Below are 25,593 nucleotides of genomic sequence, written 5' to 3'. Positions count from 1 at the left end.
CACCACCATGCCTGCTAAAAAGAAAATCCTTTGCGTCGCCTACGGCGGCGGCCACGTGAACATGATCGTGCCTGTCGCCCACGCGCTCCGTGCGAATCCGGAGTACGACGTCACCGTGCTGGGCCTCACCACCGCCGGAACCGTTCTGGAGCGCGAGGGCATCCCGCACATCGGTTTCCGCGACCTCGTGCGCGAAGACGACCGGCGCGCGCTGGAAATCGGTGAACGTCTGGCCGAAGGCCTCTCCAACCCCGCCGTGCCGCACGCGGAGACCGTCGCCTACCTCGGCCTCTCATACCAGGACCTGATCGAAAAACATGGCGAGGCGGAGGCGGCGCGTTTGTACGAAGAAAAAAATCGCCGCGCCTTTTTACCCACAACCGTATTCAAGCGGTTGTATGAAGAGATGCAACCCGACTTCGTCGTCGCCACCAACTCGCCGCGCGCCGAGCGGGCAGCGCTGATGACGGCGTCGAAAATGAACATCCCCTCGGTGTGCATTGTCGATTCGTTCGCGCTCATCGAATACGAATGGATTCGTGAAAACGATTACGCCACCAAAATCTGCGTGTGGCTGGATTCGATCAAAGACTTCCTGGTGGGGAAAGGCCGCAATGCGGACGACATCCTGGTCACCGGCAACCCGGCATACGACTTCCTCGCCCAGGAAGATCTCGCGCCACAGGCGCAGGCGCTTCGCCGGCAAAAAGGCTGGGGCGACCGCAAAGTCATTCTGTGGGCCTCGCAGTTTCTGCCCGCCGTACATCCGCGCACGGGAAAGGCCGGCGACTCCGATCTGCCGCGCAAGGTCGATGCCCGGCTGTTCGAACTGCTTGAGCGCCACCCCGACTGGCAGTTGGTCCTGCGCCTGCATCCCAGCGAAACACGTCCCGTCGATGCCCTGCCGGACCGCGCCGAGTTCAGTCCCTTGGCCGACGACCTCAACGTCCTGCTGAAAGCCTGCGACGCCGTGGTCTCGTTCACTTCCACCGTCGGGGTCAAGGGCATGCTGTTGGGCGTTCCGTTCATCACGCTCGATTTTTCCGTGTACGCGGAAGACGCGCCATTTTCCAAACTGGGTCTTGCGCGCGGCGTGGAAAACCTGGATGACCTGGAAACCGTATTGACGGAAGTCCTGAAAGAACAATGGAAGCCTGCTGTGTCGCTCCCCCATTTCGGCCGCGCCACGGAAAACATTCTCGGTGTCATCGCATCCATTTTGAACCGCGGCAATTCCTGATATCCAAATGCCTTTCGACTCCGCTGTTTTCTCTTCTCCATTGCCTTTCCATCGTTTCCGGTTATCCTTAATATTTGGGCATTCAAACCCGCACACCGCGTTATTTGAGTGATAAGAGCATGCGAGCCCTGATCATCGGCACCGGGTCCATCGGCGCCCGGCACGTGGAAAACATTCGTGAACTGCATCCCGAAACGGAGTTTGTATTCCTGCGCCGCGAAGCTGCGCGCGACCCACTCGCCGAGGCCTGCCGGGCGGAAGTTGTCACCAATTTTTACGAAACACTGAATCCGCGCCCCGACTTCGCCGTGGTGTCCACGCCCTCCGGCCTGCACATGGACGCCATCACTCCGTTGATTGAGGCGGCGATTCCGTTCTACCTGGAAAAACCCGCCGTGACGCGGCAGACCGATGTCGATGCCCTGCGCCGCCTGCTCAAGGAAAACAAATTCAGCGGCCCGACGCTGGTCGGGTGCAACCTGCGGTTTCTGGAATCGATCGCACGCATCCGCAAAATTCTGAAGGAAGGCTCGCTCGGCACCGTGGTGCGCGCGCAGTTGACCGTCGGACAGTGGCTCCCGGACTGGCGCAAGACGCAGGACTACCGGCAAAGCTACAGCGCGCGGAGCGATCTCGGCGGCGGCGTGATCTTCGACCTCATTCACGAATTCGATTTGGTGCGCTGGTGGTTCGGCGAGTTCGAACACGTCACCGGCCACTCCGGCAAGTTCAGCATGCTCGACATCGATGCGGAGGACACCGCCACGGTCCTGCTCAGAAAGAAAGAGGGGCCGCCGCTGGTGACGATCAACATGGATTACGTATCGCGCCGTCCCGTGCGCCGGTACGAGCTGGTGGGCGACCGCGCCACGCTGGTGTGGGACCTGGCCGATCGGTCGCTCAAAAAGATCGGCGCGCGCGAAACAGAGGTCATCGATTGCGGTGAGGCGGGGTTCACCATGGCGCAGTCCTACAAGTCCGCGATGCGCCATTTCATTGAGTGCGTCGAGACCCTGCACCCGACCTGCCTCGACATCGCCGATGGCTTGAAAACCACCGAACTCGCACTGCGGGCCAGGCTGGGGAGCGTGCTATGACCACCATCGCCACCATATGCGCCCGCGGCGGCTCCAAGGGCGTGCCGCGCAAAAACGTTCTCCCCATCCTCGGCAAACCGCTCATCGCCTATACCATAGAGCAGGCGCGGACGTGCCCGCTGATCGACCGCGTTTTCGTCTCCACGGAGGATGAAGAGATCGCCGAGGTGGCGCGCCAGGCCGGGGCAGAAGTGCCGTTTCCGCGTCCAGCGGAACTCGCCACCGACTCTGCCGCCAAGATCCCCGTCATCCAGCACCTGGTGGACGGCGTCACCCGACTGGGCGTGGACGTGAGCACAATTGTCGATCTCGATCCCACCTCGCCCCTGCGCGAGGTGGCGGACATCGAAGCCTGCCTCCGCCTGCTCGACGAGAACACCGATGTCGTCATCACCGGCTACGAAGCGGAAAAAAACCCCTACTTCAATATGGTCGAACAACAACCGGACGGTTATTATAAATTGGTGAAGGCGCACGACGGCGCATTGGTAACGCGGCAGACCGCACCGAAGGTGTATGCCATGAACGCGTCGATTTACGTCTGGCACCGGCACACGCTGTCCAAAGGCCTGTGGGAGGGCCGCGCACGCTTGCACGTCATGCCGCGCGAGCGGTCGATCGACATCGACTCTCCCATCGATCTCAAACTGGTTGAATTTTTGATGCAGGAAAAACGTGAAGCACGCTGACCCGAATTTTTCATTGAGCGGCAAGACGGTTCTGTTGACCGGAGGCGCAGGCATTCTGGGAAGCCGGTTTTCGCTGGCCCTGGCCGCACGGGGGGCGCGCGTTGCGGTGGTGGACCGCGACGGCGACAAAGCGAGTGCCGTGGCCGACACCGTCAATGCCGCACACCCGGACGCCGTCCGCGCGTATTCCGCAGACATCACCCACAAGGACGCGCTGGTGTCGCTCAATCACAAAATTGAAGCGGAGTTCGGCCTCGTGGACGTCCTCATCAACAACGCCGCGTTCAAGAGTCCCAACTTCTTTGAACCGTTCGAGACGTTTCCACTGGAAGACTGGAACCAGGTAATGGAAGTCAACACCACCGGCGTCATGCTGGGGTGCCAGGTGTTCGGCTCCGCCATGGCCGAACGCGGACGGGGCAGTATCATCAACACGCTTTCCATATACGGCATCAGCGCGCCGGACCAGCGCATTTATGAGGGATCGGAATACGAAGGCCGCGCCATCAACACCCCGGCGGTGTACAGCACCAGCAAAGCCGCGGTGTGGGGCCTGACCCAATACCTCGCCGCGTACTGGGGTCATGCAGGCGTGCGCGTGAACGCGGTCACCCCCGGCGGCGTGTTCAGCGGACAGAACGACACCTTCGTCCAGCGCTACAGTCAGAAAGTACCGATGGGACGCATGGCGGAACCCGACGAGATGTGCGGCGCCGTGCTGTTTCTCGCTTCGGATGCGTCGTCGTACATGACGGGGCAGAACCTGGTGGTCGACGGCGGGTGGACGGTATGGTAGAAAAATCGCAGTGTTTCATCATCGCCGAGGCGGGAGTCAACCACAACGGAGAAGAACGGCTGGCCTTCCAGCTCATCGACGCCGCGGCGGATGCCGGCGCCGACGCCGTGAAATTCCAGACCTTTCGCGCCGACCGGCTGGCCACGCCAACCGCCAAAACCACCGGTTACCAGAAACACCTGACCGGTCAGGACAATCAGTACGAGATGCTCAAGAAACTCGAGCTCTCTCCTCAATTGCACCAGCAACTGAAGACCTACAGCGAGAAACGGGGGATCGAGTTCATGTCCACGCCGTTCGACACTGAATCGGTGGACTTTCTGATGGAACTCGGCATGAAACGGATCAAGGTGCCGTCGGGGGAAATCACCAACCTGCCGTTTCTGGAACACGTCGCATCCAAGGGCCTGCCCGTCATTCTGTCCACCGGCATGGCGACACTGGAGGAAGTGCGCGACGCGGTGGAAGCCATCCGCAGTGCACGTGCCCGGGCCGGGTTTCCGGAACCGCTGGCGGAGGTGCTCACCATCCTGCACTGCACGTCCAACTACCCGGCGGCATTCAGCGACGTGCACCTGAACGCGATGGTCACCCTGCACGCGGAGCTGAGCCTGCCCGTGGGCTATTCCGACCACACTGTGGGCACTTTGCTCGCACCGGTGGCGGTGAGCCTGGGCGCGACGATCATCGAAAAACATTTCACGCTGGACCGCCACCTGCCCGGACCCGACCACGCCGCGTCGCTGGAACCCGGCGAGTTGAAGGAACTGGTGCACCACATCCGTTCCATCGAAGAAGCGCTGGGGTCGAAGCACAAGCAACCGACCGAATCCGAACTGCCGGTGCGCGACGTGGTGCGGAAAAGCATCACCCTGACGCGCGCGCTCAAGGCGGGAACGGTCCTCACGCAAGACGACCTGGTGCTGTTGCGTCCCGGCACCGGCATCGCGCCCAAGGACATGGACAAGGTGATCGGCAAAAAACTCATTCTGGACTGCCCCGCCTTTCACACGCTGTACTGGCCGGATCTCGAACCATGAGGAAGATTCTCTACGTCACCGGCACCCGTGCCGACTTCGGCCTGCTCCGCGCCACCCTCGAACGCATCCATCACGATCCGGAACTCGACCTCGCCCTTTGCGTCACCGGCATGCACCTGTCCGAGCACTTCGGCAACACGGTGACGGAGATCGAGTCCAGCGGACTGCGCATCGCCGCGCGCATCCCGGTGGCATTGGACGAAACCTCCGGTGCCAGCATGGCCCGCGCCCTGGGCACGGAACTCATCGGTATGATCGACGCCCTCGAATTCGAACAGCCGGATGCCGTCCTCGTGCTGGGGGACCGCGGTGAACAGCTTGCGGGGGCGTTGGCGGCGATCCACCTCAACCTTCCCGTCATCCACCTGCACGGCGGCGAGCGGTCGGGGACGGTGGACGAGCCGGTGCGCCATGCCATCTCCAAACTGGCGCATTACCATTTCGTCGCCACGCAGGCATCTTTCGACCGGCTGGTGAAAATGGGAGAACGCGAGGACCGCATCTTCATCACCGGCGCGCCCGGACTCGACGGTCTGCGAGCCCTGGCGACGCGTTCGCGCGACGAGTTGTGCGCGGCACAGGATCTCGATCCGGCGAAACCCGTGGCGCTGGTGCTGTTCCATCCCGTCGTGCAGGAAATCGACAGCATGGCCCAGCAGACCGTTCACCTGATGGAAGCGCTGATGGAGTGCGGTGCGCAGGCGGTGACCCTTCTGCCCAACGCTGACGCGGGGGGAAACCGCATCCGCGGCGTCATCGAACAGTTCCGCAATCAACCGGGATTTCGCGTACGGGTGCACATGCCGCGCGGGGAATTCGTGTCGTGGATGGCGAAGGCCGACGTCATGGCGGGGAACTCCAGCAGTGGCATCATCGAAGCCGCAAGTTTCGGCCTGCCCGTGGTGAACATCGGCACCCGCCAGGCGGAACGTGAACGCAATGCGAACGTGATCGACGTGCCGGCGCAAAAGCAGGCGATCGCCGACGGCCTGCGCCGCGCGTTGGAATCGGATTTCTCCAACATCGAAAACGTGTACGGAGATGGCGACGCCGGGGCGCGCATCGTCGAACTCCTGCGGACGGTTCCACTTGACCCCGCGATCCTGCAAAAATCCAACACGTATTGAACGGACCCGCCTCAGGAAGGCGAGGGTGTGCGATCCCTTCGGAACAAACACCGCCTGAAGATTGGGAGCCACACGCGCGATAGGAACCTCGTGGCCATCCAGGATCGCGGTCCAGCCCGAAGGATTAAGGAAAAATGTGAACGGGGTCGGCGCGAAACCGCAGGCGTCACTTTGATTCCGCCCGGTACTGCCCGATGCGGTCGCACACATGCTCGGCAAAGGGAAACGAACAGGTGAACCCGGGGGACACGGCGTTGAGGATATGCAGGGAACGCGCGTCGCCTTCCAGCAGGAAGTCCATCACCAGCGACGGCCCGCGCAGGTCCACCAGTTGCGCGCGGATGCCGGGCGCGCCCCAGTTTTTATACTGACTCGGCCGCACACCGCGCGCCATGCGCGCCGCCTGCCGCACCATGTACGGCGCGTACTGCTTTTTCATCTCTTCCAATGCAAGACGGCGGAAATCGAAATCCGCATGCAGGGCCAGGCTCAACTGGCGCAGGCAGATGTCGGCCACCTCCTGCATCCGGAAATTGTCCAGCCCCCGGTACTGCTCGCGCCAGAACGCGGGGATGGCCGTCGGCCCGATCTTGGCGCGTCCATCCACCGTCACCGTGAAATGCACACCGAGGAACGGCTGTTTTAAATCCGGTACCGGGTAGATGTGGGTTTGGAACGCCCCTGCGGGTTCATTCGAGTACAGGTACAATCCCTTGAACGGCAGAATGCGGTAATGTTGCGAGAAGCCGAACTGCCGCGCCACGGAGTCTGCGTGCAATCCGGCGCTGTTGATCACATAACCGCACTCGATGGAACCGCGTTCCGTCGTCACCACGCCGTTTCGCCAATTCACAAAACCTTCGCCGCACCGCACCTCAATCCCCGCATCCACCACTTCCCGCTCCAGCGCCCGCATCACCTCGGCCGGATCGACGGTGGAGGTGGCCGGCGAAAACAGGGCGCGTCCCCAGGTGCGCACACGCGGCTCGATCTTCCGTGCTTCGGCTTCGGTGATCGATTCCAACGGCACGCCGTTGACCTCGGCGCGGCGCAACAACTCATCCAGTCCTTCCAGTTCCGCCTCGCTTTTGGCGACGACGAGTTTGCCGCATTTGCGGATGGCGAGGTTGCGCTCCTCGCAGAATTCGGTGAGGCGCCGGTTGCCGTCGCGGGTGAAACGCGCTTTCAGGCTGTCGGCGGTGTAATAAAACCCGGCGTGCAGGACACCGCTGTTGCGCGTGCTGGCGTGTGCACCGCAGCGCGTTTCCTTTTCCAGCACAACGATGTGAGCGGCCGGGTGACGGTGTTTGAGCTCACGCGCCACCGAAAGGCCGATGACGCCGCCGCCTATCACCAGGTAATCCGTTGTCATGGCGTTCATACGTGAAGGTTAGAGGGATCCGGTTCGCCGCGAATGCTGTCCGCAAGGCGGAGTTTCATCCTAAACAAATCCGTTTTGGCTGGCAAAGCTTTTCCCCCGGCGATCGGTGATTCCAATTGATCCCTTCGGGCAATTGCGTTATTTTTGTCAAGGTTCCACACCTTTGCCCAAGAAGGAAACGCGACCGGGAAGCCCCGGACCGGGTTCCGCTGGATGCTGCCATCCTTCCTTCCCAAGACTCCATGGACCAACCGAAAGACATTCTGGACCGCATCCACCTTGCGGGCTTTTTTTTATTTCTTCTCTTCTCGCCGTTTTCCATTTCCCTGACCACCATCGCCCTGTTCGTCGGTTTCTCCGCCTGGGTGGTGCGCAACTCGCTCAGCCGCAACTGGGCGCAGATGCAGTTTCCACTGGCCGTGCCGTTCCTTCTGTTCATCGTCGCGTCAACGGTCGCCATCCTCACCGCCCACGCGCCGGAAGTGAGCGCGGTCCAGGCGAAAAAATTCGGCGAGCCGTTGATCGTGTTCTGGACGCTCAACACCCTGCTTTCGAACACACCGCAGAGGGTGCTGGCGGACCTCGCCTCCCGCCTTCAAAAACGCAATCCCGAAAGCCGCTTTGTGCATCGGCTGGCGCAATTCGCATCACTGGATGCGCCGACGCTGTGCACTGCCGTGCTGGGTGTGGCGGCGGCGGTTTCCGGACTCGTCGGGTTCTACCAGCACTTCGTTGCGATGGACGTCTATGGCCCGCGCGCGCGGGGTCCGTTCGGCTCCGTCAACACCTACGCCCAGATGATGATGTTGTGCGGACTGCTGGTCGCCGCGCGGTGGGCTTTTGTGAAAGACCGGCGCATGGTGGGCGGGCTCGCTCTCGCGTGCATCGTGGGTGGGATGATATGGACCCTGTCGCGCGGCGCGTGGCTGGGGTTTCTGGTCGGACTGGGGTTTCTTCTTCTCATCAAAAATCCGCGCCTCCTTGCAGCCATGGTGGCGGCGGCGGTGCTGGCCGTGGTCCTGCTTCCCGGATCCACCCAGCGCGGCCTTCTAAATTACGAACTGGATGCGAAACGCAACCTGTTCCGCTTTGATGAAAGCATGCAGGACCGCATCGACATCTGGCGCGCGTCGATCGAAATATTTCAGGACCATCCGTGGACCGGGTGCGGATTCCAGTGCAGTGTGGTCATGGCCGAACGCTACCCACAGCATCCCATCCTGAAACGGTTTCGCGCGCAACACAGCAATCTTTTGCAACTGCTGGTGGAAACCGGTGTGGTCGGGCTCACCATGTGGCTCACTATCTGGATTTTCTACTTCAAATATGCGTTTCAGGGTTTTGGCAGGATTGCCAGGTCTCCCGGTCCTGCGTGGAGCCGGCTGGGGGGCATTGCGGCGGTGTTGGCCTTTCACACCTACGGGCTGGTCGAGTCCAACTTCTTTGACTCCGAAGTCGCCATGCTGACGTTTTTCATGATGGGCCTCAGTCTCGCAAGAAAAGAAGCCCCGGCTGATTCCGAAAAATCCGCATGATCAGCGGCTGAACTCCATCTTCATTTTTTTGCTCAATTCGCGCGTGAGGGGAAACACCTTCGCCGGCGCACCGGTCGCAATGCACTGCGGCGGGATGTCCTGCGTCACCGTCGTGCCCTCGAGGATGCAGGATTCCTCTCCGATGTTGATGCCCGGGTGGATCACCGAGTTCGAACCGATGATCACCCTGTCGCCAATGACCGTTCCCACGCTTCCCGCGGGAGAACACCGCGTTTCCTCCGTGTAGCGCCCAAAGCCCAGCACCACCTCCTCGCCCAAAATCACCTGGCTGCCGATGATGACATCGTGCGGCACATAGGAACGCGCGCCGATTTTCACGCGGTCGCCGATCTGCACATTGCCTTCGATGATGACGCCGTTGTCGAGCTCCACATCGTTGCCCAGCCGCGTGTTGCCGCGCACCACCACCCCCTTCCCGGCGCGGAAGTTGTCGCCGATCACCACGTCGCCATAGATGAGGCTCATCGAACGGATCACCGCGTTGTCGCCGATGCGGGCTTTCAGACAACGGTCGCGGTACTGGAATCCGAGACGGACCCGGTCTTCAATCAGACAGTTTCTGCCCAGTGTAGCGAAGTGCTCCATAATCGAAATCAAATCAAAGGCGGTTCCTATAGGAATCGAAACCTGCCGGAACGGCGGAACCCGGCGCCAGGTGGCTCCGGCAAATCAAATGCCTGTTTACTTGATTGAGGTTTCCTTTTATGCTGACCGCATACAGCCATCCGATCCCGCCTGCCGGGTGTGGATCCCAATCATGACGGAAAGATGGATTTGACGTTTGTCATTGTAACCTACAATCATGGCGACTGTTTAGACAAATGCGTCCAATCCATATACGATACAACGACAAACGCGCGTTTTGAAATCCGCGTGGTGAACAACGAACGCCGCGACGGGTTGCGGGAATTTCAAACTCGGTTTTCCGATGTCCGGGTGACCACGAACGCGAAAAACGTCGGCTTCGCCCGCGCCTGCAACCAGGCGGCGCAGGAGGCCCAGGGCAACCTGCTGGTGTTTTTGAATCCGGACACCGTTCTGCACCCCGGCGCAGTGGACGCGTTGCGGGGCTTGCTCGCATCCCATCCCGATATCGGAATCGCGGCGCCGAAGGTGCTCAACGCGGACAGTACAGTGCAGGCGTCTTGCCGGCGGTTTCCGCGGCTGGCAACGGGACTGTTCAACCGCCGCTCCCTGCTCAGCCGCTGGTTCCCCCAAAACCGCTTCACCCGCGAGTACCTGATGCTCGACTTCGATCACGCCGCCACGCGCGACGTGGACTGGGTGTCGGGATGTTGCATGATGATTTCGCGCGCACGGTTCCGGGAGCTGGGCGGGTTCGATGAACGCTATTTTCTGTTCAACGAAGACGTGGACCTGTGCCGCACGGCATGGCAGGCGGGATACCGGGTGGTGTATCATCCGGAAGCGGTCGTCACTCACGAAACCGGGGCAAGCAACTGCAGTCTGCCTGCGATGGTGATCGTCAAGCGCCACCGCGGCATGGCGTATTACTGGAAAAAGCACATGCGGCCCAACCCGCTGGCGTACGGATTGGTGGGGTTGCTGATTGGCCTGCGTTGCCTGACGCAGTTGATCGGATCGAGGTGGAAGTGATGTCCATCAATTTTCCGATATCTCTTGAAACGCATCTGCTGGCATTTGCCGGAACACTGGGGCTGTCCCTGCTTCTCACCTGGTGGGTGACGCGGTTCCTGAAAGGCACCCATCCCCTCGCGGAATTCCTCCTCACGCGTTCCCGCGCACACAAGGATAAGGAAGAGGTCAGCCCCTTCGGCGGGCTGGCGGTGATCGCGTCCTTCCTGTTCGTGTTGTGGGCGTGCCTTTACCTCGGTTCCATGCACAATCAGTACATGACCTCGTTCCTGCTGTTGACCGTGGGCGTGCTGGCCATGATCCTCCTGGGATTCGTGGATGACCTGGTGAACCTGAAGGCGCGGTTCAAACTGTGCGTGCAGGTCCTCATCGCGCTGTTTCTGGTGCTCAACGGAATGACGGCCAACCAGGTGGGCGTTTTCGACTGGGCCTGGCTGGGCGCGGCGTGGACCCTGCTGTGGATCGCGGGCATCACCAACGGCTTCAACCTGGTGGACGGACAGGACGGCCTGTCCGGCGGGCTGGCCTTCCTCACCGGCATGTTCGCGGCGATGGTGTTCTGGGACCGGGAAATTTACGAGGCCTCGTTCCTCGCCGCCCTGCTGGCGGGCAGTGTGCTGGGCTTTCTCTTTTTCAATTTCCCACCCGCCAAGATCTACCTCGGCAACACCGGCAGTCTGCCGCTGGGCCTCATGGTGTCGCTCGTTTTCGTCAGCGTCTGGGCGCGCGGGTTTCAGGACGAGGTGTATTTCATCCTGCCCATCTCTATGCTGGTGGTGCCGATCAGCGATACGGTATTCGCATTCTTCCGCCGCATCTTTAAAGGCGAAAGTCCCTTCGCGCGCGATGCCGACCACCTGCACCACCGCCTGGTGAAACTCGGTTTCACCGCCCGGCAGTCCATCTCCATCCTGTTCGGCGCAACTCTGTATTTCGACCTGATCACGTTGATCTACACGCGCAACATCGACCGCATTCCATTTTTCACTCTTCTTTTTCTTCTGTTTCTGATATTGAATGTCAGTCTTCTGATCCTGACGCTGATTCATTTTGAATACACACGCAACGGCGACCGCCTGTTCATACGGCGGCTGGTGGCCAGTCCGTATCCACTGATCGCGGGCCTCGTGATATTGAACGTCGGGTTCTTCGTCGGAACCTGGTGAAGGTGCCCATCAACCTGCAAGGAATCGAGACGTCGATGGCAAACTGGTACATGCTCACACTGGTGGGACGCGACGGGCCGGGCATCGTCGCCGCCGTCAGCCGGGTTTTGTATGAAATTTGAGGTTAACCTGTGTCCAATCTATGGTTACCAATGAAAAAAGGATTTTTAAAGAACGTCGCGCCCTAAGCAACTGACTCACTCCCTCATTTGGCAACTTGCGAACCCGATGGCGTAATCAATGAAAAATAAAGGGCTTACTGCAAAGCAAAAACGATTTGTAGAAGAATATTTAATAGATTTGAATGCGACTCAGGCAGCCATTAGAGCCGGATATTCCCGAAAAACGGCCAATGTTCAAGGGTCTCAGAACTTAACAAAACTTAGTATTCACACAGAAATTCAAAGGGGGCTCTATGAGCGCTCAAAACGATTGGAAGCGCGCCGCGAACGACTTCTCAATGAGCTTGCCAGCATCGCTTTCACAAACATCTCGGATGTTTGCAGTTGGGGGCCAGACGGCATTAAGCTAATACCTATGGAAGAACTGACACCAGAACAAAAAGTGGGTATTTCTCAAATCACTTTTTCATTCGATAAAAATGCTCAGGTGACTGGCGTTAAAATGCACAATAAGCTCCGGGCTCTACATTTGTTGGCAAAGCATATGGGTATTTATCCCAAAAACCGAAAACGCCCTTAGGCTTTTAGTTTCAATAAAATACCAAGGTGATTACCTTGCACTCGTTTTTAAGTTTTATCAACAACCAGAATTCACTTTAATAAATATTAATTCTCAATCAGTTATAAAGTGGATGCACTCAGAAGTCGTTAACACATGCCGGTCAACCAAATTTGGCAAACTGCAAGTATTCTTCATCCAAAGAACCGTGGTTGAAGGAACCCGATGATGAAAAACTGGTATATGCTTACTTTGGTAGGACGGGATGGGCCGGGCATCGTCGCCGCCGTCAGCCGGGTTTTGTATGAAAGCGGCGGCAACATCGGCGAGGCCAGCATGGCGCGCCTGGGTGGCAACTTTTCCATGATGCTCATGGTGCGGTGTCCGCTGGAGTTGAAAGAACTGAAAGCACGCCTGCAACCCGCCATCCAGCCGTGGAACCTGATGATGCACCTCGACGCCATCGACGCCGATCTGCACCATCACGTCGAGCCGGACGTGAAGATCAGCATTTACGGCGCGGACCGCGCGGGCATCGTCGCCACCGCAACCGGTGCGCTGGCGGAAGCGGGGCTCAACATCCTCAACCTGGAAACTGACGTCGGCGGCACCGAAGCCGAGCCCATCTTCATCATGCACATCGAGGGCGTGGCGGAACACGGCCTGCCACCGCTGCAGAAAGCCTGCGAAGCCTTGTCCCGCGATCAGCAGGTGGAAACCCACCTGTCGCCGATCGACACGCTGATGGGATGACCATGGCTGTTCTGCAAGTCCTGACTTATCCCAACGCCCTGCTGAAACAAATCTCAAAACCGGTGGCCGAAGTGAACGACGAAGTGCGAGCCTTCATTCGCGACCTGGAGGAAACCATGCGCGCCGGACCGCCTTCGGTGGGCATCGCCGCGCCGCAGGTGGGGCGGCTGGAACGCATCGTGCTCATCGATGTGTCGGCGAAGCCGGATATCCAGCATCACGGCCGCGTGGTGCTGATCAACCCCGAAGTCGTTCAGCGGTCCGGAAAAACCAAGGGGCGCGAGGGGTGCCTGTCGGTTCCCGACTTCATCGGCAACGTGGTGCGCGCCAGGAAGGTGACCCTCCGCGCGCTGGACGAGGCGGGCGAAGAACACATGTATGAGATGGAAGGCTACGAAGCCCGCGCGGCGCAACACGAAATCGATCACCTCGACGGCACACTGTTCCTCGACCGCCTCGTCAGCCGCCGCCACGATCTGTTTCCGCGCACACTGAAACAAGACTCCTCTCCCCCAAGCTGAATTCCTGACCGCACCCTGCCAGCCCGGGGCGCCCGCGTCAGGCTTATCCCTTGTAGAACCGGGCCCTTTGAGACGCAACCAACCGGCATTCCAAAAATTTTGATTTGGATTGAGTGCGATGACCGGAACCTGGAACTTGCTCAATCATTACCTGAAAACCGTGCACGCCTACCGCAACATGATCAAGGCGCTCACGAGGAGGGAGATCAAGGTCCGGAATGTCGGCAGTCTGGGCAAGCCAGTGTGGTCCATCATCCATTCACTGGTCATCATGCTCGTTTACTGGATGGTCTCTTCAGTGGACTTCAAGGTCCAACCGGTCAGCAACGTTCCATTCATCGTCGCTTTTTTGTGTGGATTCATTCAGTGGACATTGCTTGACCTGCTCCCCAGAATCTGGACCGTTTATAATGCTAAAATTCTCATAATCGACCTAAATGGAGATGGAGAAATTACGTCGTAAGAGTCTGGCGATTGAAGCCGGATACCGGCTCCGGGGCGAGCGGGTGGTCTCTGCCGCAGAGCCGCCTGATCCGGGAGAGAGTCAAGCCAACCAATATCTGGGTGGACAATGGCACGGACTTCACCCCTAAGGCCGTGGACCAATGGGCATACTTGAATAAGGTTTAGTCTGACTTCTCAAGACCCCGAAAACCCACGGATAATATGGAATTTTTCACATTACAAATGACTCAATAAATGGGTGTGAGTCACAAGGTTGAAACTCTAACTCAAAAAACGGTACTCCTAAACAGGGGCGGGCTACTGCTTGCCAAACCGGTGCGAACTGCTTAAAATACCAACAGATCGTGAAGGCCAACCTTATATTCCGAATCCACTTTGAACTCCAAAAAATCCCAATCATCTCGGACCACCGACAACGTACAAATCGCTGTGGACCCAGCCGAACCCCCTCCGACTTCCAAAAAGATCAGCCGCACGGAACGGGAGCAGCAATATCAGCAACGAGGCACCATTCTGTGGTTCACCGGCCTGTCCGGAGCCGGCAAGACGACGTTGTCGATCGCTCTGGAGCGAGCCCTGTTCGAGCGCAAGGCACTGGTGACCATCCTGGACGGGGACGTGGTGCGCAGCGGGCTCAACAAGGACCTCGGCTTTACCGCCGAAGACCGCAAGGAAAACATCCGCCGCATCGGCGAAATAGCGCGGTTGTTGTCCGAGACCGGGATTATAGTAATCGTCGCCTTTATCTCGCCGTTTCGCGCTGATCGTGATCAAATCCGAGCTTCGACCGAAACCGGACGGTTCATAGAAATCTTTGTAGACTGCCCATTGGAAGTTTGCGAGCAACGTGACACCAAAGGCCTGTACCGAAAAGTCCGGAAGGGAGAAATTCCAAATTTCACTGGTATCTCCTCCCCCTACGAACCGCCGTTGAATCCGGAGATTCACCTACGCACTGACAAACAGAAGCTTGACCAGTGCGTGAACGCCATTCTAAGCTTCATGAAGAACAATTGCGTCTTCCTCCGCTGAACGTGGAACCCGGTATTCATTTCAAACTGCAGGCATATTGTCTTGGCGTTTCGCATTTATCGTTCAGGATAATAGCGCTTATATTAAGTTTATAACCCCCGAAAAATGGTTAAAATTATCTTTCAGTGCTTGGTTTGATCTCCATCAGGAAGTTTTGATGAAAACATACATGGTCACCGGTGGCGTGGGATTCATCGGCGGCAACTGCGCGCTGGCGCTGATGCAACAACCCGACACACGTGTGGTCACCCTCGATACGTTGACCTACGCCGGCAATTTGAATAAGGTGGCGTCCGTCATAGACGATTCGCGCCATGTGTTTGTGCACGGCGCCATTCGCGACCGAGACCTCGTCAATCAGGTATTCGCCGAACACCAGCCCGAGGCAGTGCTGAACTTTGTCGCCGAGCTACACTTGGACCGCTCCATCGACGCCCCCGACGATTTCATCCAAACCAATGTAGTTGGCACCTTCGAACTTTTGGAAGCGACAAGTACCAGGGCGATCGATTGGGACTCCACAAACCGTGAGGCCTTATAACGATGATCACTAAAGGCATCATTCTGGCGGGTGGCACCGGATCGCGCCTGTATCCTTTGACGCTTGCCGTCAGCAAGCAACTGTTGCCCTTGTACGACAAACCGATGATCTATTACCCGCTGTCCACATTGATGCTGGCGGGCATCCACGAAATCCTCCTCATCACCACACCGCAGGACCAGCCACAATTCAAAAACCTGCTGAAAGACGGCAACCAGTGGGGTCTCCACATTGAGTACGCGGTGCAGCCGGAACCGAAAGGACTGGCGCAGGCATTTGTCATCGGCAAGGACTTCATCGGCCGCGACGGATGTAGCCTGATCCTCGGCGACAATTTTTATTACGGACATGGATTTATAGAAATGGTAAGGCAAGCAGCAAAACAGGAAAAAGGAGCTACAGTATTCGGTTACTGGGTGCGTAACCCGCAGGATTACGGCGTGGTGGAATTCGACGCCGACGGCCGCGCAGTTAGCCTAGAAGAAAAACCGAAACAGCCGCGTTCGCATTATGCCATCACCGGACTTTACTTTTATGACAACCAGGTGGTAGACATCGCCCAAAGCCTCAAACCCTCGACGCGAGGCGAGCTGGAGATCACCGACATCAATAAACATTACTTGAAGCAGCAGGCGCTCCAGGTGCAGATCATGGGACGCGGTTTTGCTTGGCTTGATACCGGTTCGCACGAAGCCTTGCTGGAAGCCAATACCTTCGTCGAAACCATTGAACGCAGGCAGGGATTGAAGATCGCCTGCCCGGAAGAGATTGCGTTCCAGAACGGTTGGATCGATACGGCGCAACTGCAACACCTCGCTGCCCTGTATGGCAGCAACGGTTACGGCGACTACCTGCTCAGCCTGCCCCCGCCTTTAATACCTCGAAATAAATGACACGCCGATGGCCGCCGCCAGGACAAACCCATGCTGACTTGGCCACTAAAACTGAACCAGTCGTTGTGTTAGGATTTGGGCTAAATACTTAGGGTACTTAGGAGGGGCTGATGAAGTAGTTTCGGCCGGAAGAGATCATCTCCAATCTGAGAAAAGGCTGGTAAGTAGAACAGTGATGGAAACGGGAAGACTTGAAGGCTCCCAAAAAACAATAAAAATGGAAAAGACTGTGGCTGAATGATCGATCCTGTATCCGGATGTGGCCGCAATTTAAGGTTCATGTGTGGATATGAACTTGTAGTAATCAGAATCGAAGATGGTCCAGCACTTCGAATGCTGACGGTGATTGATGAATGCAGCCGGGAGTGCTAGCCATCAGGGTGGCCAGAATCCTTAACTCCAAAAATTTTAATACAACTGGTGCATCTATTCCTCTCCTCTATTGTGGATAACCGGGCTTTACCCGATCGGACAATGGTCCAGAGTTTACGGTCAAGGTTGTAAGAATCTGGCTGGCACAGTGAATATTTAGACGCTGTTGACCTGCCCCTGCTAGGGGTAAAGTCGGCGTGAACCCTCCAAGCCAATTGTAATTAGCTGTAAACTCCAAAACTGCAATTCATCGAGGCCTAATCATCGACCGATCTCACCCCTCTAGTTATAAGGCCAAAATATCGACCTATCATGGTAAATTAAAAATCGACATTTCTGGTCCGTGAAACCTTAACCAGGCAGATACTTTCTATCGCCGTAGAATGTTCCCATGCAATATAAGCTCGGTCGGAACCAGGCAAAGCCGATAATTGCTTTTTTGATCATTCTTTTGTGTGCACGGGTCGTGGGCGCTGTGATGATACCCATCATGGACGACACGGAAGCGCGCTATGCGGAGATCGCACGCAAAATGGTGACAGGCGGCCACTGGATCGTCCCGCAGTTCGATAACGGCGTGCCGTTCTGGGGAAAACCGCCCCTGGCCTTCTGGCTGTCGGCGGGAGGCATTGCGCTGTTCGGCGCAGGCGAGTTCGGTCCCCGCGCACCGATCCTTGTTCTCTCCGCCATTCTGCTTTTTCTTTTCTGGCGCTTCGTGAAGGAATGCGAAGACACCGCCACTGCGCACTTCGCCACCGTTCTGCTTGCAACCAGCGCCGTGTTTCTGGTGTCGGCCGGGGCGGTGATGACCGACTTGGTTCTCCTGCTCACGCTGTTCGTCATGATGAGCACCTGCTGGCGGTTCAGCCGTGACGGCGGCGTCCGAAACGGACTCTGGATGTTCGCCGCGTTGGGCGCGGGCCTGATTACCAAGGGACTGATGATCCTCGCGGTGGGCGGGCTGCCGATTGCGGTGTGGCTGACGCTCACTAAAAAATGGAAATCGTTTTGCGGGCGTCTGCCGTGGGTGAGCGGACTTGCCCTCGCAGGCGTCATCGCCGTGCCGTGGTATGTCGCGGCGGAGATGAAAACGCCGGGCTTCCTTCACTACTTTTTCATCGGCGAACATTTCAGCCGGTTTTTGGAACCGGGGTGGGAAGGCGACCGTTATGGCTGGGCGCGCGGCCAGCCCTTCGGCATGATCTGGGTATTTTATCTGATCGGCCTGGCGCCGTGGAGCGTGCTAGCTCCTGCTTACCTGTTCTTCAAACGCCACGGTCCGGACGGGTTGCGCGGCGCACTGCAAGAGGAACGCCGCGAATTCGTCCTCTTCCTGCTTTGCTGGGTGCTGGTGCCGGCGATGTTTCTAACGTTTGCGCGCAACATCATCTGGACTTATTCCCTTCCCGCCGCGCCGGCGGCGGCCCTTTTGCTAGCGATAGCGCTTAAGGGTTCGTGGAACGCGGAATCGTCCGCGCCGGACCCTCTGCCGATGGCGATGATGGCGGCGGGCGTTATTCTGGGTGCGGTGTTCGTGGCCGGAGGATTCGTTCTGCAGAATCCGAAGTGGGTGTCGCAGGTGACATACCAGCCGTTCGTCGAAAAATTCAAAACGCTGTGTCCGGATAAAACGTGCCGCCTGTGGTGTTTCGGAGAACGCATCCATTCCGCCGAATATTATCTGCGCGGGCAAACCAAGCGCATCGAGCAGATTAGCCCGTTCTTTCGCGATAAAAACCGCGCGCGGCATTTCTTCATCGGACTGCGCACCGTAGTTAACCGCCTCCCACCGCGAGAGATGGCGCAGTTGGAACCGGTTCAACGATACGGCAAGGTGGGACTGTGGCGGTTGAAGCCGAAAGCGGATTGAATCGGAATCGGTTTAATCCTGTAGGCGCACCGCAATGGAAATTAAAAACGGTAGCGCAGACCCAGAATGAATTCGCTGGCGATGATTTTACCCGTGACGACAGTCCCGTTGCGCGCTGTGAACTTGGGGTCGGAGGTGCCGAACAGGCGGTACCCGGCTGTAGCGGTGATTAAAGGCGTCAATTCATAACCGACGCCCGCAAGAAGTTGAACTGCGAAGACGTAGTCGCTGTGATCAATCGGCGGCGTCAACGCACTGGTCACATCGTTCCACGCAACGTCCGCTACGCCGAGGCCAATGCCTAAATACGGTTTCCACTGGTCATAGGTCAGATCGTGATAGGCGTTGACCATCAGGCTCAGGATGGAGACGTCGCCGCCGGCCGGGACCACCGTGCCCGCGCTTTTCACCCGCCCGACATCATACCCGCGGTGCGCCAGCTCCGCTTCGATGCGGAACGGGTTTTCGAACTGATACCCCACCGCGCCGCCGAACAGGGAGCCGGTGTCGAATTTGAGCGTGCCCAGCGTACCGCCCGGCGCATCCAGATTCACGTTCGAATCGGACTGGAACGACATCCCGCCGAACGCGGCGACGTACACGCCCGGCTCGGTGAGCTGGGTTTCGAACAGCGCCGCCTGGTCGCTCCAACCGGCGGCGGGACAGGCCAGCGCGCCGAATACCATCCACAACACAGCCTTTTTATGTTGCATGCGAATCCATCCGTGAACCCGAGACTTAACCATCCTTAAGAGACGGCGTATCATGGTCATCCCTGTTTGCGGAAGCGGTTGGCGGGGGCCATACACGTTTTGCACAACCCGTCCGCAATCTGCCGTGGCAGAACGCAGACGGCGCGCTGGATGGCCCGGCGTTTGCGCAATGCGCCGGGCAATCCGCGCAACGCATGCCACTTGGCTTTGCAAATCACGCCACCCCGGCCTTTCAGCATGAACCAGACCACAATGAGGACATTATAGAAGAGATGGGACATCAGATATTTCCACAGCAGGGGCGCGGGCATGTTTTTGAAAAAGGTCCACACCATGTTGCGATGGCCGTGGTAGGTGGAAAACGCGCTGTCTTTCGCGGTGCTCCCCCACCCGGCGTGCGCCACGGTGGCGTCGGCGACGTACAGGCACCGGTGGCCGCGCAGGCGCAGGCGGAACGCGAGATCCACATCCTCGTGATACGCGAAGTAATCCTCGTCGAATCCCCCGGCGTCGAGGAAGGCGTTTCGATCGTACATCGCCGCGGCGGCGCAGGCGGAGAACACCTCGCCGGTGGCGCGCGGACGGGGCGGGGCGGGGCGGCCGTGGTCGCGCCGCCAGGCGAATCCGCTGACGTGCAGGACGTCTCCGGTGCCGTCGAGGTTATGCGGATCGTCGTACTGCACGAGGCGGCTGGCGAAGAAGGTGAAATCGGGATACTGCAGGGCGGCACGGTGCAGGGCGGCGAGCCAGTCCGGGTCCGGGACGGTGTCCGGGTTGAGCAGGGCCACCCAGCGGCAGTCGGCGGCGCGGCGGACGGCGCGGTTGTTGGCGGCGGCAAAGCCGGTGTTGGTGTCCAGACGGATCCACTCCGCGTTGGGGAGGGCGTGGACGGCCGTTTCCAGGGAGTCGTCGGCGCTGGCGTTGTCCACGACCACGACGCGGTCCGGAGGCCGCGACTGCGCCCGCAGGGCCTCCAGGCAGGCTTTCAGATACGCCCCGCTGTTGTAGTTGACGATGATGACCGCCGTGGCGCCGAGCTCATTCATACGGGAAGGAGGCAATGTGTTTGTCCTTGGGATCCCTTGCTGCTACCAAATGCAATGTGAAATGAAGCCAGGTAATTCTTCAACTCCTCATTTTTATTTTGGCGGATCAAAGGGGTGTTAACTGGGAATAAAATCATCATCCTTCAAGCCAAGTAAATATGAAGATTGCCCATCATTAGCATTGCGATAGCGGAACAATTCGACTTGGAAACCTGATTGGCGTATACGCCTTTCAAACTCCTGACGATTAAGCCGAACACAATGTAATGCACCCGACCATTTTTTATAATATCCATCGGGGTTTTCCTCTTCTTCTGCAACGTCATCTTCCACAAAAAGGGTGAGGTACACCTTCCCATCGTTAGCAACGGCTTTATTTATGAAATCAAGGTATAAGGTGATATCGGCTAAGTGCATATGGCTGAATACAGAAATCAAGACAATGCAGTCAAATTTTTCAGGGATACCAAAATCCAGCGTCCGAGTACCATGCGGATTGTAACGCGCGTTTTGAAACGGCACATGATAAAACTCCGCAAATGGCGTTAAGGGAGCGATATTCGATTGCAACCAACGAATAGATGGTTCATGAACATCGATACCAACATAGCGCTGAATACTCCCAAAGTAGGAAAGAAGGCCCCTGAGCAAGCGAGCCTGGCCACAACCTACATCCAGAATACGACTATCAGGTCCGATTCCGCAGATGCTTTCGAGCATTTGCGCATTCTGTATACCTGACTTGATATAATTGGCATCATCAAGATACCGAGGCCCACCCCAACGCATTTCTCGAGGCGGCAAAGGCAAATTCACCATATCTTTCTCTTTGTATGATTTAAAAGCCCTCCTTCTCAAAGAAAGGACCTGGAGGTATCTACGCTACGCCCTCCGAGAAGGATTTCAACAAACAAAAGGCGTCAAATCGGTGCTCGCTTGTTGTAGTTGACGATGATGACCGCCGTGGCGTCCGTGTCATTCATGCCGGGTTTCCGGAGTGCACGCGCGCCTCAGGCCTTTATGATTTTGTCGGATTGAATGTACCTGCATGCGTTGCGGGTATCGACCACCATGCGGGATTCCCTTACGATGAAATCGTAGTCATACGCGGAGTGGTCGGTGAGAATCACTGTGAGATCATACTGTCCCATTTCCTCAAGCGGCGTTCTCTTTTTGCCGGTGAAGTGGGGGTACTCCTTCTTATCGCCGATCACAGCAATATAGGGATCGTGGAAATCCACGGAGCCGCCTTGTTCCTCAATCATTTCCATGATTTTAAAACTCACCGACTCCCGGTCGTCATCCACATCCTTTTTATAGGCCACTCCCAGAACGAAAATGCGGCTTCCCCGCACACTCTTCGAGTGCTGGTTCAACGCGGATTGAATTTTCTCCATCACATAATTGGGCATGGAGACGTTGATCTCCCCGGCCAGCTCGATGAAGCGCGTAACAATGCCGTATTCCTTCGCTTTCCAGCTCAGGTAAAAGGGATCGATGGGGATGCAGTGCCCGCCCAGCCCCGGCCCCGGGAAAAACGGCATATACCCGAAAGGCTTGGTTTTCGCAACCTCGATCACCTGCCAGATGTCGATGCCCATGCGGTCGAAGATCACCTTCAGTTCATTAACGAGGGCGATATTGACGGACCGGAACACATTCTCCATCAGCTTGGCCGCTTCCGCCACGCGCGTATCGCCGATAGGGACCGTGGTTTGCGTGATCGCACCGTAAAGCGTTTCCGTCAACCGCAAACCGGCAGGGTGGTCCGCGCCGATCACCTTGGGAACATTGCTCACGTTGAACTCCCGGTTGTTGGGGTCTTCCCGTTCCGGCGAATAGGCCACCCAGAAATCCCGGTTCGCCCGCAAAACAGTTTGCGATTCCAGTTCCGGAATTAGGACATCGCGCGTCGTTCCCGGGTAGGTGGTGGATTCCAGGACGATCAATTGATTAGCTGTCAGGTGGGGCGAGAGCGCGCGCGCCGTCGCCACGATGTAGCGCATGTCCGGCTCCCTGTGCTGGGTCAAGGGCGTCGGGACGCAGATCAGGACCGCAGACAGCCCCGAGGCGCAGGAAAAGTCCGTTGTCGCCTGAAACCGGCCAGTCTCCAGTAGAGACCGGATCTCTTCCTCCGGTATGTGATGGATGTAACTCCGGCCGCAATTCAATTGCTCGACCTTGTCTCCATCCACATCCAGACCCAGAACGGGGAAGCCGTTTTTGCCGAACGCCAAGAGCACCGGGAGCCCCACATACCCCAAGCCGACAACGCCGATCCGGGCCTCCTTGTTTTTAATTGTGTCTTCAAGCATAAATTGGCAACCCAAGGTCTGCGTTGATTACCCAAGTCGCAACCACAAACCCGGAAACGAAACTGGCGGTTAATTATACATACGGGCTTTAAACTAAATCAGGGCCATACAAATCCCGCTTGCAGGCCTGCAAACTGCGGTGACCTGCTCCCGTTAGTTGTACCAGTTTCTAAGTTAGAGTTTATCCGTAATGTTTCGTCTTGAGAAGATGGAAATCCGGATGATAGGCATTGTTTGCTATCTCGCAAATACCGCATGCATCTGGTCTTCCCAAAGCAAATTGACATTCTTTTCGTTTTGAAGATACTCAAGCAAGGTTTCCTGATTGTAGAGGGGGGCTTTCCGGATCACCACTATTCCACCAGTATTCAGGAGCATTTCAGCATTTTCTATACTTCGAATCCCCACCCCTTGCAAGGTCGATTCGGACCGTATGTCCAGGAGCATTGTCATCACCCTTGGCTTGTAGTAGCCGACCACTCGTTTTCCCATATTTTCCGAAAGCCAATCTGCTAAAGCGCGCATCTCTGAGGTAGAAACAACGTTCCTGCGTGCAGGTTCACCCATGTAAGACGGGACTGCAAAAGCAAGAAACCCTATGACAATTGAAGCCAATAGTATCGAGTTTGTGACCGGCCTCATAGGAAGCTTAATTAGCGCCATCCCGTACTCAAGGCCATATATCAAATAGAAAATATAGATCGGTAAAAGGGGAGTAAGATATCGCAGGGGCAGCCCTCCTGGCTCGTGCAAGAGGAGATATGCGGATAGCAGCGCCATGTGTGAAACAAAAAATATTTTATCCAGAGAAAGATAGTTACGGTGCTTAAAAATGCCAAAGCCAAAGATAGCTGTTAGGAGGAACTGTATGGGGCCAAAGTTGACCGATAGATCGCTCGCTATAACAATGTGCCAGGTGTTCGATGACCCAAAAAATCCGTGGGGGAATAATAGCTGGCCAAATCCAAACAGATAATTCGAAAACATAAAAATATGCGCTTGAACCTGGCGAATAAAATCAAATTCCTCGTTTGATGCGCCCCACATAAACCTGTTAGCAAGATTAAAGAAGGAAATCACTTCATAGTTCAAGGCAAGAAATAGATTTATACTGATCGAAAGAATTAACCCCGCGATGGGTAAGGCGCACAGCTTGAATCTTCTTTGAAGGACGAAAAAGGCAATAAGTGCCGCATACAGCCCACAAGCTTCCGACCGAATGATTGCCGGGATTAACACGATTACTGCAAGGCCGGGATGGAACTTACCTGCGCTAAATTGTCTGCTTATAAATAATGCAAGCATGACCGCAGTTGCATAAAGAATGTTTGGTATTGCTTTTTGTTGGAATGAAATCAAAAAAGGAACAAAGAGGACGCCGATGAGGAAGATGTAGGGAGTGGCTTTGTATAAAAACTGATCTTTAAAATAGTAAAATGCGGCTATGCTGCATCCCGCCCACAAAATGCTATTAATCACTGCATAGACGTAAAAATTTACCCCAAAAATCGCAGTGGGTATAACAAGCAGAGCAGGGTAACCGGGCAAATATGACGGATAACCGGAAACAAGATGGTCCCATGACCGACCCAGCATGAGGTTACGAGCCAAGGTAATATAATGCCCAAAATCACCCCCGTGGCCTTGGTAATTACCTAAAACAAAAATCGCTGAAAAAAGAACGAAAAAAGCGCCCAGATAAAACGGGAAATAACGAACCTGTCTTTCCCACATTTAAGTTTCCTCTCATTATTGTTACATCAAATCACTGATTAAATATGAGCTGTAATTAAACCCTAAGTGGGGAAATAGGTTTGCCTGCCCCTATTAGTTATACCACTACGTGCGCAATCATAACCACTATTCCTAATTAGGGTCAATTCCATTAATCAAACAGCCTGCCACGTCGCATTGCACCCTTAATTATTGTAGATCTATATATTCTGAGGCTGTCGCGATTGAGCATATTTTTAAAGACCTTTATCCGATGCGTCGGTATCGAGTGGCTGACAGCCGCGCCGGGCGCGTAGAATTTCCTCCCAAGCTTCCTTCGGCATGGGGCGCAAGCGCACGTAACAGACCATTTCCTTAAACACGGGAGGCGAAAACGTGCAAAGGGGCTTGGGAGGATGAATCTCCGGGTTGTACTCCAGCGAATTGACCGGCGACCCAAGGGGATGAATAGAGGGATCACTGGAATCCACCACTGGCTGACGCACAAACATCCAATGGTCCGAGAGCTGTAAACGCAGAAGGACGTCGCGCAGTTGCGATGTTGTGAGATGACAGCGGTGTCCGGTCCATTTTGACCAAAAAAAGCGAAACCCGAGTTTTTCAAGCAGGTTGTCCGCGTCAAAATAAGGCCCTTGAATGAAAAGAAAATCGCGTGCCAAACGGGCGGCTTCGGAAATCACTTCCTGAACCGACTCCAAACTTGGGAGGTGTTCAAGAATGTGGCTCATCATGACGAAGCGAACCGACTTAGAGGAAAGCCCCGATGCGGTGATGTCGTCACGCAGGCAATCGTATCCATTGTCTCTCATCGCCTTGACCTTTTTGGGATCGATATCGATCCCTAAACCGCGAACACCTCCAAGCCGCGCCTTGGCGAACTCTATGCACCCGCCCTTTGATGAACCGAAGTCGATAAAATCGAAATCGTCCAGCTTCATCGTATCCATA

The 25,593-nt window shown here is 56.7% G+C and carries 26 protein-coding genes; 18 read left to right on the top strand and 8 right to left on the bottom strand.

Annotated features, from left to right (window positions below):
- The first annotated feature begins 7 nt into the window (after nucleotides 1-7).
- The 6 genes from J2S31_RS01450 to neuC all read left to right on the top strand — a co-directional run bounded on the left by J2S31_RS01450 (nucleotide 8) and on the right by neuC (nucleotide 5,989).
- The gene (locus tag J2S31_RS01450) at nucleotides 8-1,240 is read left to right on the top strand and encodes a hypothetical protein (protein WP_237097269.1); all 1,233 of its coding nucleotides are present in this window, start codon (nucleotides 8-10) and stop codon (nucleotides 1,238-1,240) included.
- Nucleotides 1,241-1,359: 119 nt separating this feature from the next.
- Nucleotides 1,360-2,337: a Gfo/Idh/MocA family protein gene (locus J2S31_RS01445; RefSeq protein WP_237097268.1), complete on the top strand. Its 978-nt coding sequence runs from the start codon at nucleotides 1,360-1,362 to the stop codon at nucleotides 2,335-2,337.
- Nucleotides 2,334-3,026, top strand: coding sequence for an acylneuraminate cytidylyltransferase family protein (locus J2S31_RS01440; RefSeq protein ID WP_237097267.1), 693 nt, complete (start codon nucleotides 2,334-2,336; stop codon nucleotides 3,024-3,026). Before J2S31_RS01445 ends, J2S31_RS01440 begins: the two co-directional genes overlap by 4 nt.
- Complete coding sequence (locus J2S31_RS01435; RefSeq protein ID WP_237097266.1) at nucleotides 3,013-3,822, top strand: SDR family oxidoreductase; 810 nt, start codon at nucleotides 3,013-3,015, stop codon at nucleotides 3,820-3,822. Before J2S31_RS01440 ends, J2S31_RS01435 begins: the two co-directional genes overlap by 14 nt.
- The gene (gene neuB, locus J2S31_RS01430; RefSeq protein WP_237097265.1) at nucleotides 3,816-4,862 is read left to right on the top strand and encodes an N-acetylneuraminate synthase; all 1,047 of its coding nucleotides are present in this window, start codon (nucleotides 3,816-3,818) and stop codon (nucleotides 4,860-4,862) included. The genes J2S31_RS01435 and neuB overlap by 7 nt, the downstream gene beginning before the upstream one ends.
- Nucleotides 4,859-5,989, top strand: coding sequence for a UDP-N-acetylglucosamine 2-epimerase (gene neuC / locus J2S31_RS01425; RefSeq protein WP_237097264.1), 1,131 nt, complete (start codon nucleotides 4,859-4,861; stop codon nucleotides 5,987-5,989). The genes neuB and neuC overlap by 4 nt, the downstream gene beginning before the upstream one ends.
- Before the next feature lie 166 nt (nucleotides 5,990-6,155).
- On the opposite strand, the gene lhgO is transcribed toward neuC, so the two are convergent.
- Nucleotides 6,156-7,361: an L-2-hydroxyglutarate oxidase gene (gene lhgO / locus J2S31_RS01420; RefSeq protein ID WP_237097263.1), complete on the bottom strand. Its 1,206-nt coding sequence runs from the start codon at nucleotides 7,359-7,361 to the stop codon at nucleotides 6,156-6,158.
- A gap of 251 nt (nucleotides 7,362-7,612) precedes the next feature.
- Here lhgO and J2S31_RS01415 point away from each other — a divergent pair, with 251 nt between their 5' ends.
- A complete protein-coding gene (locus J2S31_RS01415; RefSeq protein ID WP_237097262.1) occupies nucleotides 7,613-8,905 on the top strand; it encodes an O-antigen ligase family protein in 1,293 nt (430 codons plus the stop codon).
- On the opposite strand, the gene J2S31_RS01410 is transcribed toward J2S31_RS01415, so the two are convergent.
- Nucleotides 8,906-9,523 carry a DapH/DapD/GlmU-related protein gene (locus tag J2S31_RS01410; RefSeq protein WP_237097261.1) on the bottom strand — a complete coding sequence of 206 codons (618 nt, stop codon included), beginning with the start codon at nucleotides 9,521-9,523 and terminating at the stop codon, nucleotides 8,906-8,908.
- Nucleotides 9,524-9,694: 171 nt separating this feature from the next.
- Between J2S31_RS01410 and J2S31_RS01405 the strand changes: the two genes are divergently transcribed.
- The 11 genes from J2S31_RS01405 (at nucleotide 9,695) to J2S31_RS01360 (ending at nucleotide 18,837) form a co-directional block, all read left to right on the top strand.
- Nucleotides 9,695-10,543, top strand: coding sequence for a glycosyltransferase family 2 protein (locus J2S31_RS01405; protein WP_237097260.1), 849 nt, complete (start codon nucleotides 9,695-9,697; stop codon nucleotides 10,541-10,543).
- Nucleotides 10,543-11,709: an MraY family glycosyltransferase gene (locus J2S31_RS01400; protein WP_237097259.1), complete on the top strand. Its 1,167-nt coding sequence runs from the start codon at nucleotides 10,543-10,545 to the stop codon at nucleotides 11,707-11,709. Before J2S31_RS01405 ends, J2S31_RS01400 begins: the two co-directional genes overlap by 1 nt.
- Nucleotides 11,706-11,831 (top strand): hypothetical protein, encoded by a 126-nt coding sequence (locus tag J2S31_RS14545; protein ID WP_272908488.1) that lies wholly within the window; start codon nucleotides 11,706-11,708, stop codon nucleotides 11,829-11,831. Before J2S31_RS01400 ends, J2S31_RS14545 begins: the two co-directional genes overlap by 4 nt.
- A gap of 118 nt (nucleotides 11,832-11,949) precedes the next feature.
- Nucleotides 11,950-12,411, top strand: coding sequence for a terminase small subunit (locus tag J2S31_RS01395; RefSeq protein ID WP_237097258.1), 462 nt, complete (start codon nucleotides 11,950-11,952; stop codon nucleotides 12,409-12,411).
- A 222-nt stretch (nucleotides 12,412-12,633) separates the two neighbouring features.
- Nucleotides 12,634-13,143: a glycine cleavage system protein R gene (locus tag J2S31_RS01390; protein ID WP_237097257.1), complete on the top strand. Its 510-nt coding sequence runs from the start codon at nucleotides 12,634-12,636 to the stop codon at nucleotides 13,141-13,143.
- Between the two features lie 2 nt (nucleotides 13,144-13,145).
- Entirely contained in the window at nucleotides 13,146-13,664 is a 519-nt protein-coding gene (def, locus tag J2S31_RS01385; protein WP_237097256.1) for a peptide deformylase, read from the top strand.
- Nucleotides 13,665-13,782: 118 nt separating this feature from the next.
- Nucleotides 13,783-14,127, top strand: a complete 345-nt coding sequence (locus tag J2S31_RS01380) for a hypothetical protein (protein ID WP_237097255.1) — start codon at nucleotides 13,783-13,785, stop codon at nucleotides 14,125-14,127.
- Between the two features lie 431 nt (nucleotides 14,128-14,558).
- Complete coding sequence (cysC, locus tag J2S31_RS01375; protein WP_371831637.1) at nucleotides 14,559-15,161, top strand: adenylyl-sulfate kinase; 603 nt, start codon at nucleotides 14,559-14,561, stop codon at nucleotides 15,159-15,161.
- A 157-nt stretch (nucleotides 15,162-15,318) separates the two neighbouring features.
- Entirely contained in the window at nucleotides 15,319-15,702 is a 384-nt protein-coding gene (locus J2S31_RS01370) for a GDP-mannose 4,6-dehydratase (RefSeq protein WP_237097253.1), read from the top strand.
- A gap of 2 nt (nucleotides 15,703-15,704) precedes the next feature.
- On the top strand, nucleotides 15,705-16,595 hold the full coding sequence (gene rfbA, locus J2S31_RS01365) for a glucose-1-phosphate thymidylyltransferase RfbA (RefSeq protein ID WP_237097252.1): 891 nt from the start codon (nucleotides 15,705-15,707) through the stop codon (nucleotides 16,593-16,595).
- Nucleotides 16,596-17,358: 763 nt separating this feature from the next.
- Nucleotides 17,359-18,837 (top strand): ArnT family glycosyltransferase, encoded by a 1,479-nt coding sequence (locus J2S31_RS01360; protein ID WP_272908486.1) that lies wholly within the window; start codon nucleotides 17,359-17,361, stop codon nucleotides 18,835-18,837.
- A gap of 41 nt (nucleotides 18,838-18,878) precedes the next feature.
- On the opposite strand, the gene J2S31_RS01355 is transcribed toward J2S31_RS01360, so the two are convergent.
- The 6 genes from J2S31_RS01355 to J2S31_RS01330 all read right to left on the bottom strand — a co-directional run bounded on the left by J2S31_RS01355 (nucleotide 18,879) and on the right by J2S31_RS01330 (nucleotide 25,592).
- Nucleotides 18,879-19,550: an outer membrane protein gene (locus J2S31_RS01355; protein WP_237097250.1), complete on the bottom strand. Its 672-nt coding sequence runs from the start codon at nucleotides 19,548-19,550 to the stop codon at nucleotides 18,879-18,881.
- A 56-nt stretch (nucleotides 19,551-19,606) separates the two neighbouring features.
- Nucleotides 19,607-20,611: a glycosyltransferase family 2 protein gene (locus tag J2S31_RS01350; protein WP_237097249.1), complete on the bottom strand. Its 1,005-nt coding sequence runs from the start codon at nucleotides 20,609-20,611 to the stop codon at nucleotides 19,607-19,609.
- Nucleotides 20,612-20,713: 102 nt separating this feature from the next.
- Nucleotides 20,714-21,415, bottom strand: a complete 702-nt coding sequence (locus J2S31_RS01345) for a class I SAM-dependent methyltransferase (protein WP_237097248.1) — start codon at nucleotides 21,413-21,415, stop codon at nucleotides 20,714-20,716.
- A gap of 191 nt (nucleotides 21,416-21,606) precedes the next feature.
- A complete protein-coding gene (locus tag J2S31_RS01340; protein ID WP_237097247.1) occupies nucleotides 21,607-22,911 on the bottom strand; it encodes a nucleotide sugar dehydrogenase in 1,305 nt (434 codons plus the stop codon).
- A 237-nt stretch (nucleotides 22,912-23,148) separates the two neighbouring features.
- Nucleotides 23,149-24,645 (bottom strand): hypothetical protein, encoded by a 1,497-nt coding sequence (locus J2S31_RS01335; protein ID WP_237097246.1) that lies wholly within the window; start codon nucleotides 24,643-24,645, stop codon nucleotides 23,149-23,151.
- A gap of 236 nt (nucleotides 24,646-24,881) precedes the next feature.
- Entirely contained in the window at nucleotides 24,882-25,592 is a 711-nt protein-coding gene (locus J2S31_RS01330) for a methyltransferase domain-containing protein (protein WP_237097245.1), read from the bottom strand.
- Between the last annotated feature and the right edge of the window lies 1 nt (nucleotide 25,593).

Origin of the sequence: Nitrospina gracilis Nb-211 (assembly GCF_021845525.1) — a bacterium.
In the GTDB taxonomy this organism is placed as follows: domain Bacteria; phylum Nitrospinota; class Nitrospinia; order Nitrospinales; family Nitrospinaceae; genus Nitrospina; species Nitrospina gracilis_A.
This window is presented reverse-complemented; position numbering and strand designations above follow the sequence as displayed.

Coding starts and splice junctions, on each gene's coding strand:
- J2S31_RS01345 (WP_237097248.1), bottom strand. CDS start 21,415: ATGGTGAATTTGCCTTTGCCGCCTCGAGAAATGCGTTGGGGTGGGCCT.
- J2S31_RS01450 (WP_237097269.1), top strand. CDS start 8: ATGCCTGCTAAAAAGAAAATCCTTTGCGTCGCCTACGGCGGCGGCCAC.
- J2S31_RS01380 (WP_237097255.1), top strand. CDS start 13,783: ATGACCGGAACCTGGAACTTGCTCAATCATTACCTGAAAACCGTGCAC.
- rfbA (WP_237097252.1), top strand. CDS start 15,705: ATGATCACTAAAGGCATCATTCTGGCGGGTGGCACCGGATCGCGCCTG.
- def (WP_237097256.1), top strand. CDS start 13,146: ATGGCTGTTCTGCAAGTCCTGACTTATCCCAACGCCCTGCTGAAACAA.
- J2S31_RS01335 (WP_237097246.1), bottom strand. CDS start 24,645: ATGTGGGAAAGACAGGTTCGTTATTTCCCGTTTTATCTGGGCGCTTTT.
- J2S31_RS01395 (WP_237097258.1), top strand. CDS start 11,950: ATGAAAAATAAAGGGCTTACTGCAAAGCAAAAACGATTTGTAGAAGAA.
- J2S31_RS01400 (WP_237097259.1), top strand. CDS start 10,543: ATGTCCATCAATTTTCCGATATCTCTTGAAACGCATCTGCTGGCATTT.
- neuB (WP_237097265.1), top strand. CDS start 3,816: ATGGTAGAAAAATCGCAGTGTTTCATCATCGCCGAGGCGGGAGTCAAC.
- lhgO (WP_237097263.1), bottom strand. CDS start 7,361: ATGACAACGGATTACCTGGTGATAGGCGGCGGCGTCATCGGCCTTTCG.
- neuC (WP_237097264.1), top strand. CDS start 4,859: ATGAGGAAGATTCTCTACGTCACCGGCACCCGTGCCGACTTCGGCCTG.
- J2S31_RS01405 (WP_237097260.1), top strand. CDS start 9,695: ATGGATTTGACGTTTGTCATTGTAACCTACAATCATGGCGACTGTTTA.
- J2S31_RS01415 (WP_237097262.1), top strand. CDS start 7,613: ATGGACCAACCGAAAGACATTCTGGACCGCATCCACCTTGCGGGCTTT.
- J2S31_RS01340 (WP_237097247.1), bottom strand. CDS start 22,911: ATGCTTGAAGACACAATTAAAAACAAGGAGGCCCGGATCGGCGTTGTC.
- J2S31_RS01390 (WP_237097257.1), top strand. CDS start 12,634: ATGCTTACTTTGGTAGGACGGGATGGGCCGGGCATCGTCGCCGCCGTC.
- J2S31_RS01440 (WP_237097267.1), top strand. CDS start 2,334: ATGACCACCATCGCCACCATATGCGCCCGCGGCGGCTCCAAGGGCGTG.
- J2S31_RS01370 (WP_237097253.1), top strand. CDS start 15,319: ATGAAAACATACATGGTCACCGGTGGCGTGGGATTCATCGGCGGCAAC.
- J2S31_RS01330 (WP_237097245.1), bottom strand. CDS start 25,592: ATGGATACGATGAAGCTGGACGATTTCGATTTTATCGACTTCGGTTCA.
- J2S31_RS01445 (WP_237097268.1), top strand. CDS start 1,360: ATGCGAGCCCTGATCATCGGCACCGGGTCCATCGGCGCCCGGCACGTG.
- J2S31_RS01360 (WP_272908486.1), top strand. CDS start 17,359: ATGCAATATAAGCTCGGTCGGAACCAGGCAAAGCCGATAATTGCTTTT.
- J2S31_RS01355 (WP_237097250.1), bottom strand. CDS start 19,550: ATGCAACATAAAAAGGCTGTGTTGTGGATGGTATTCGGCGCGCTGGCC.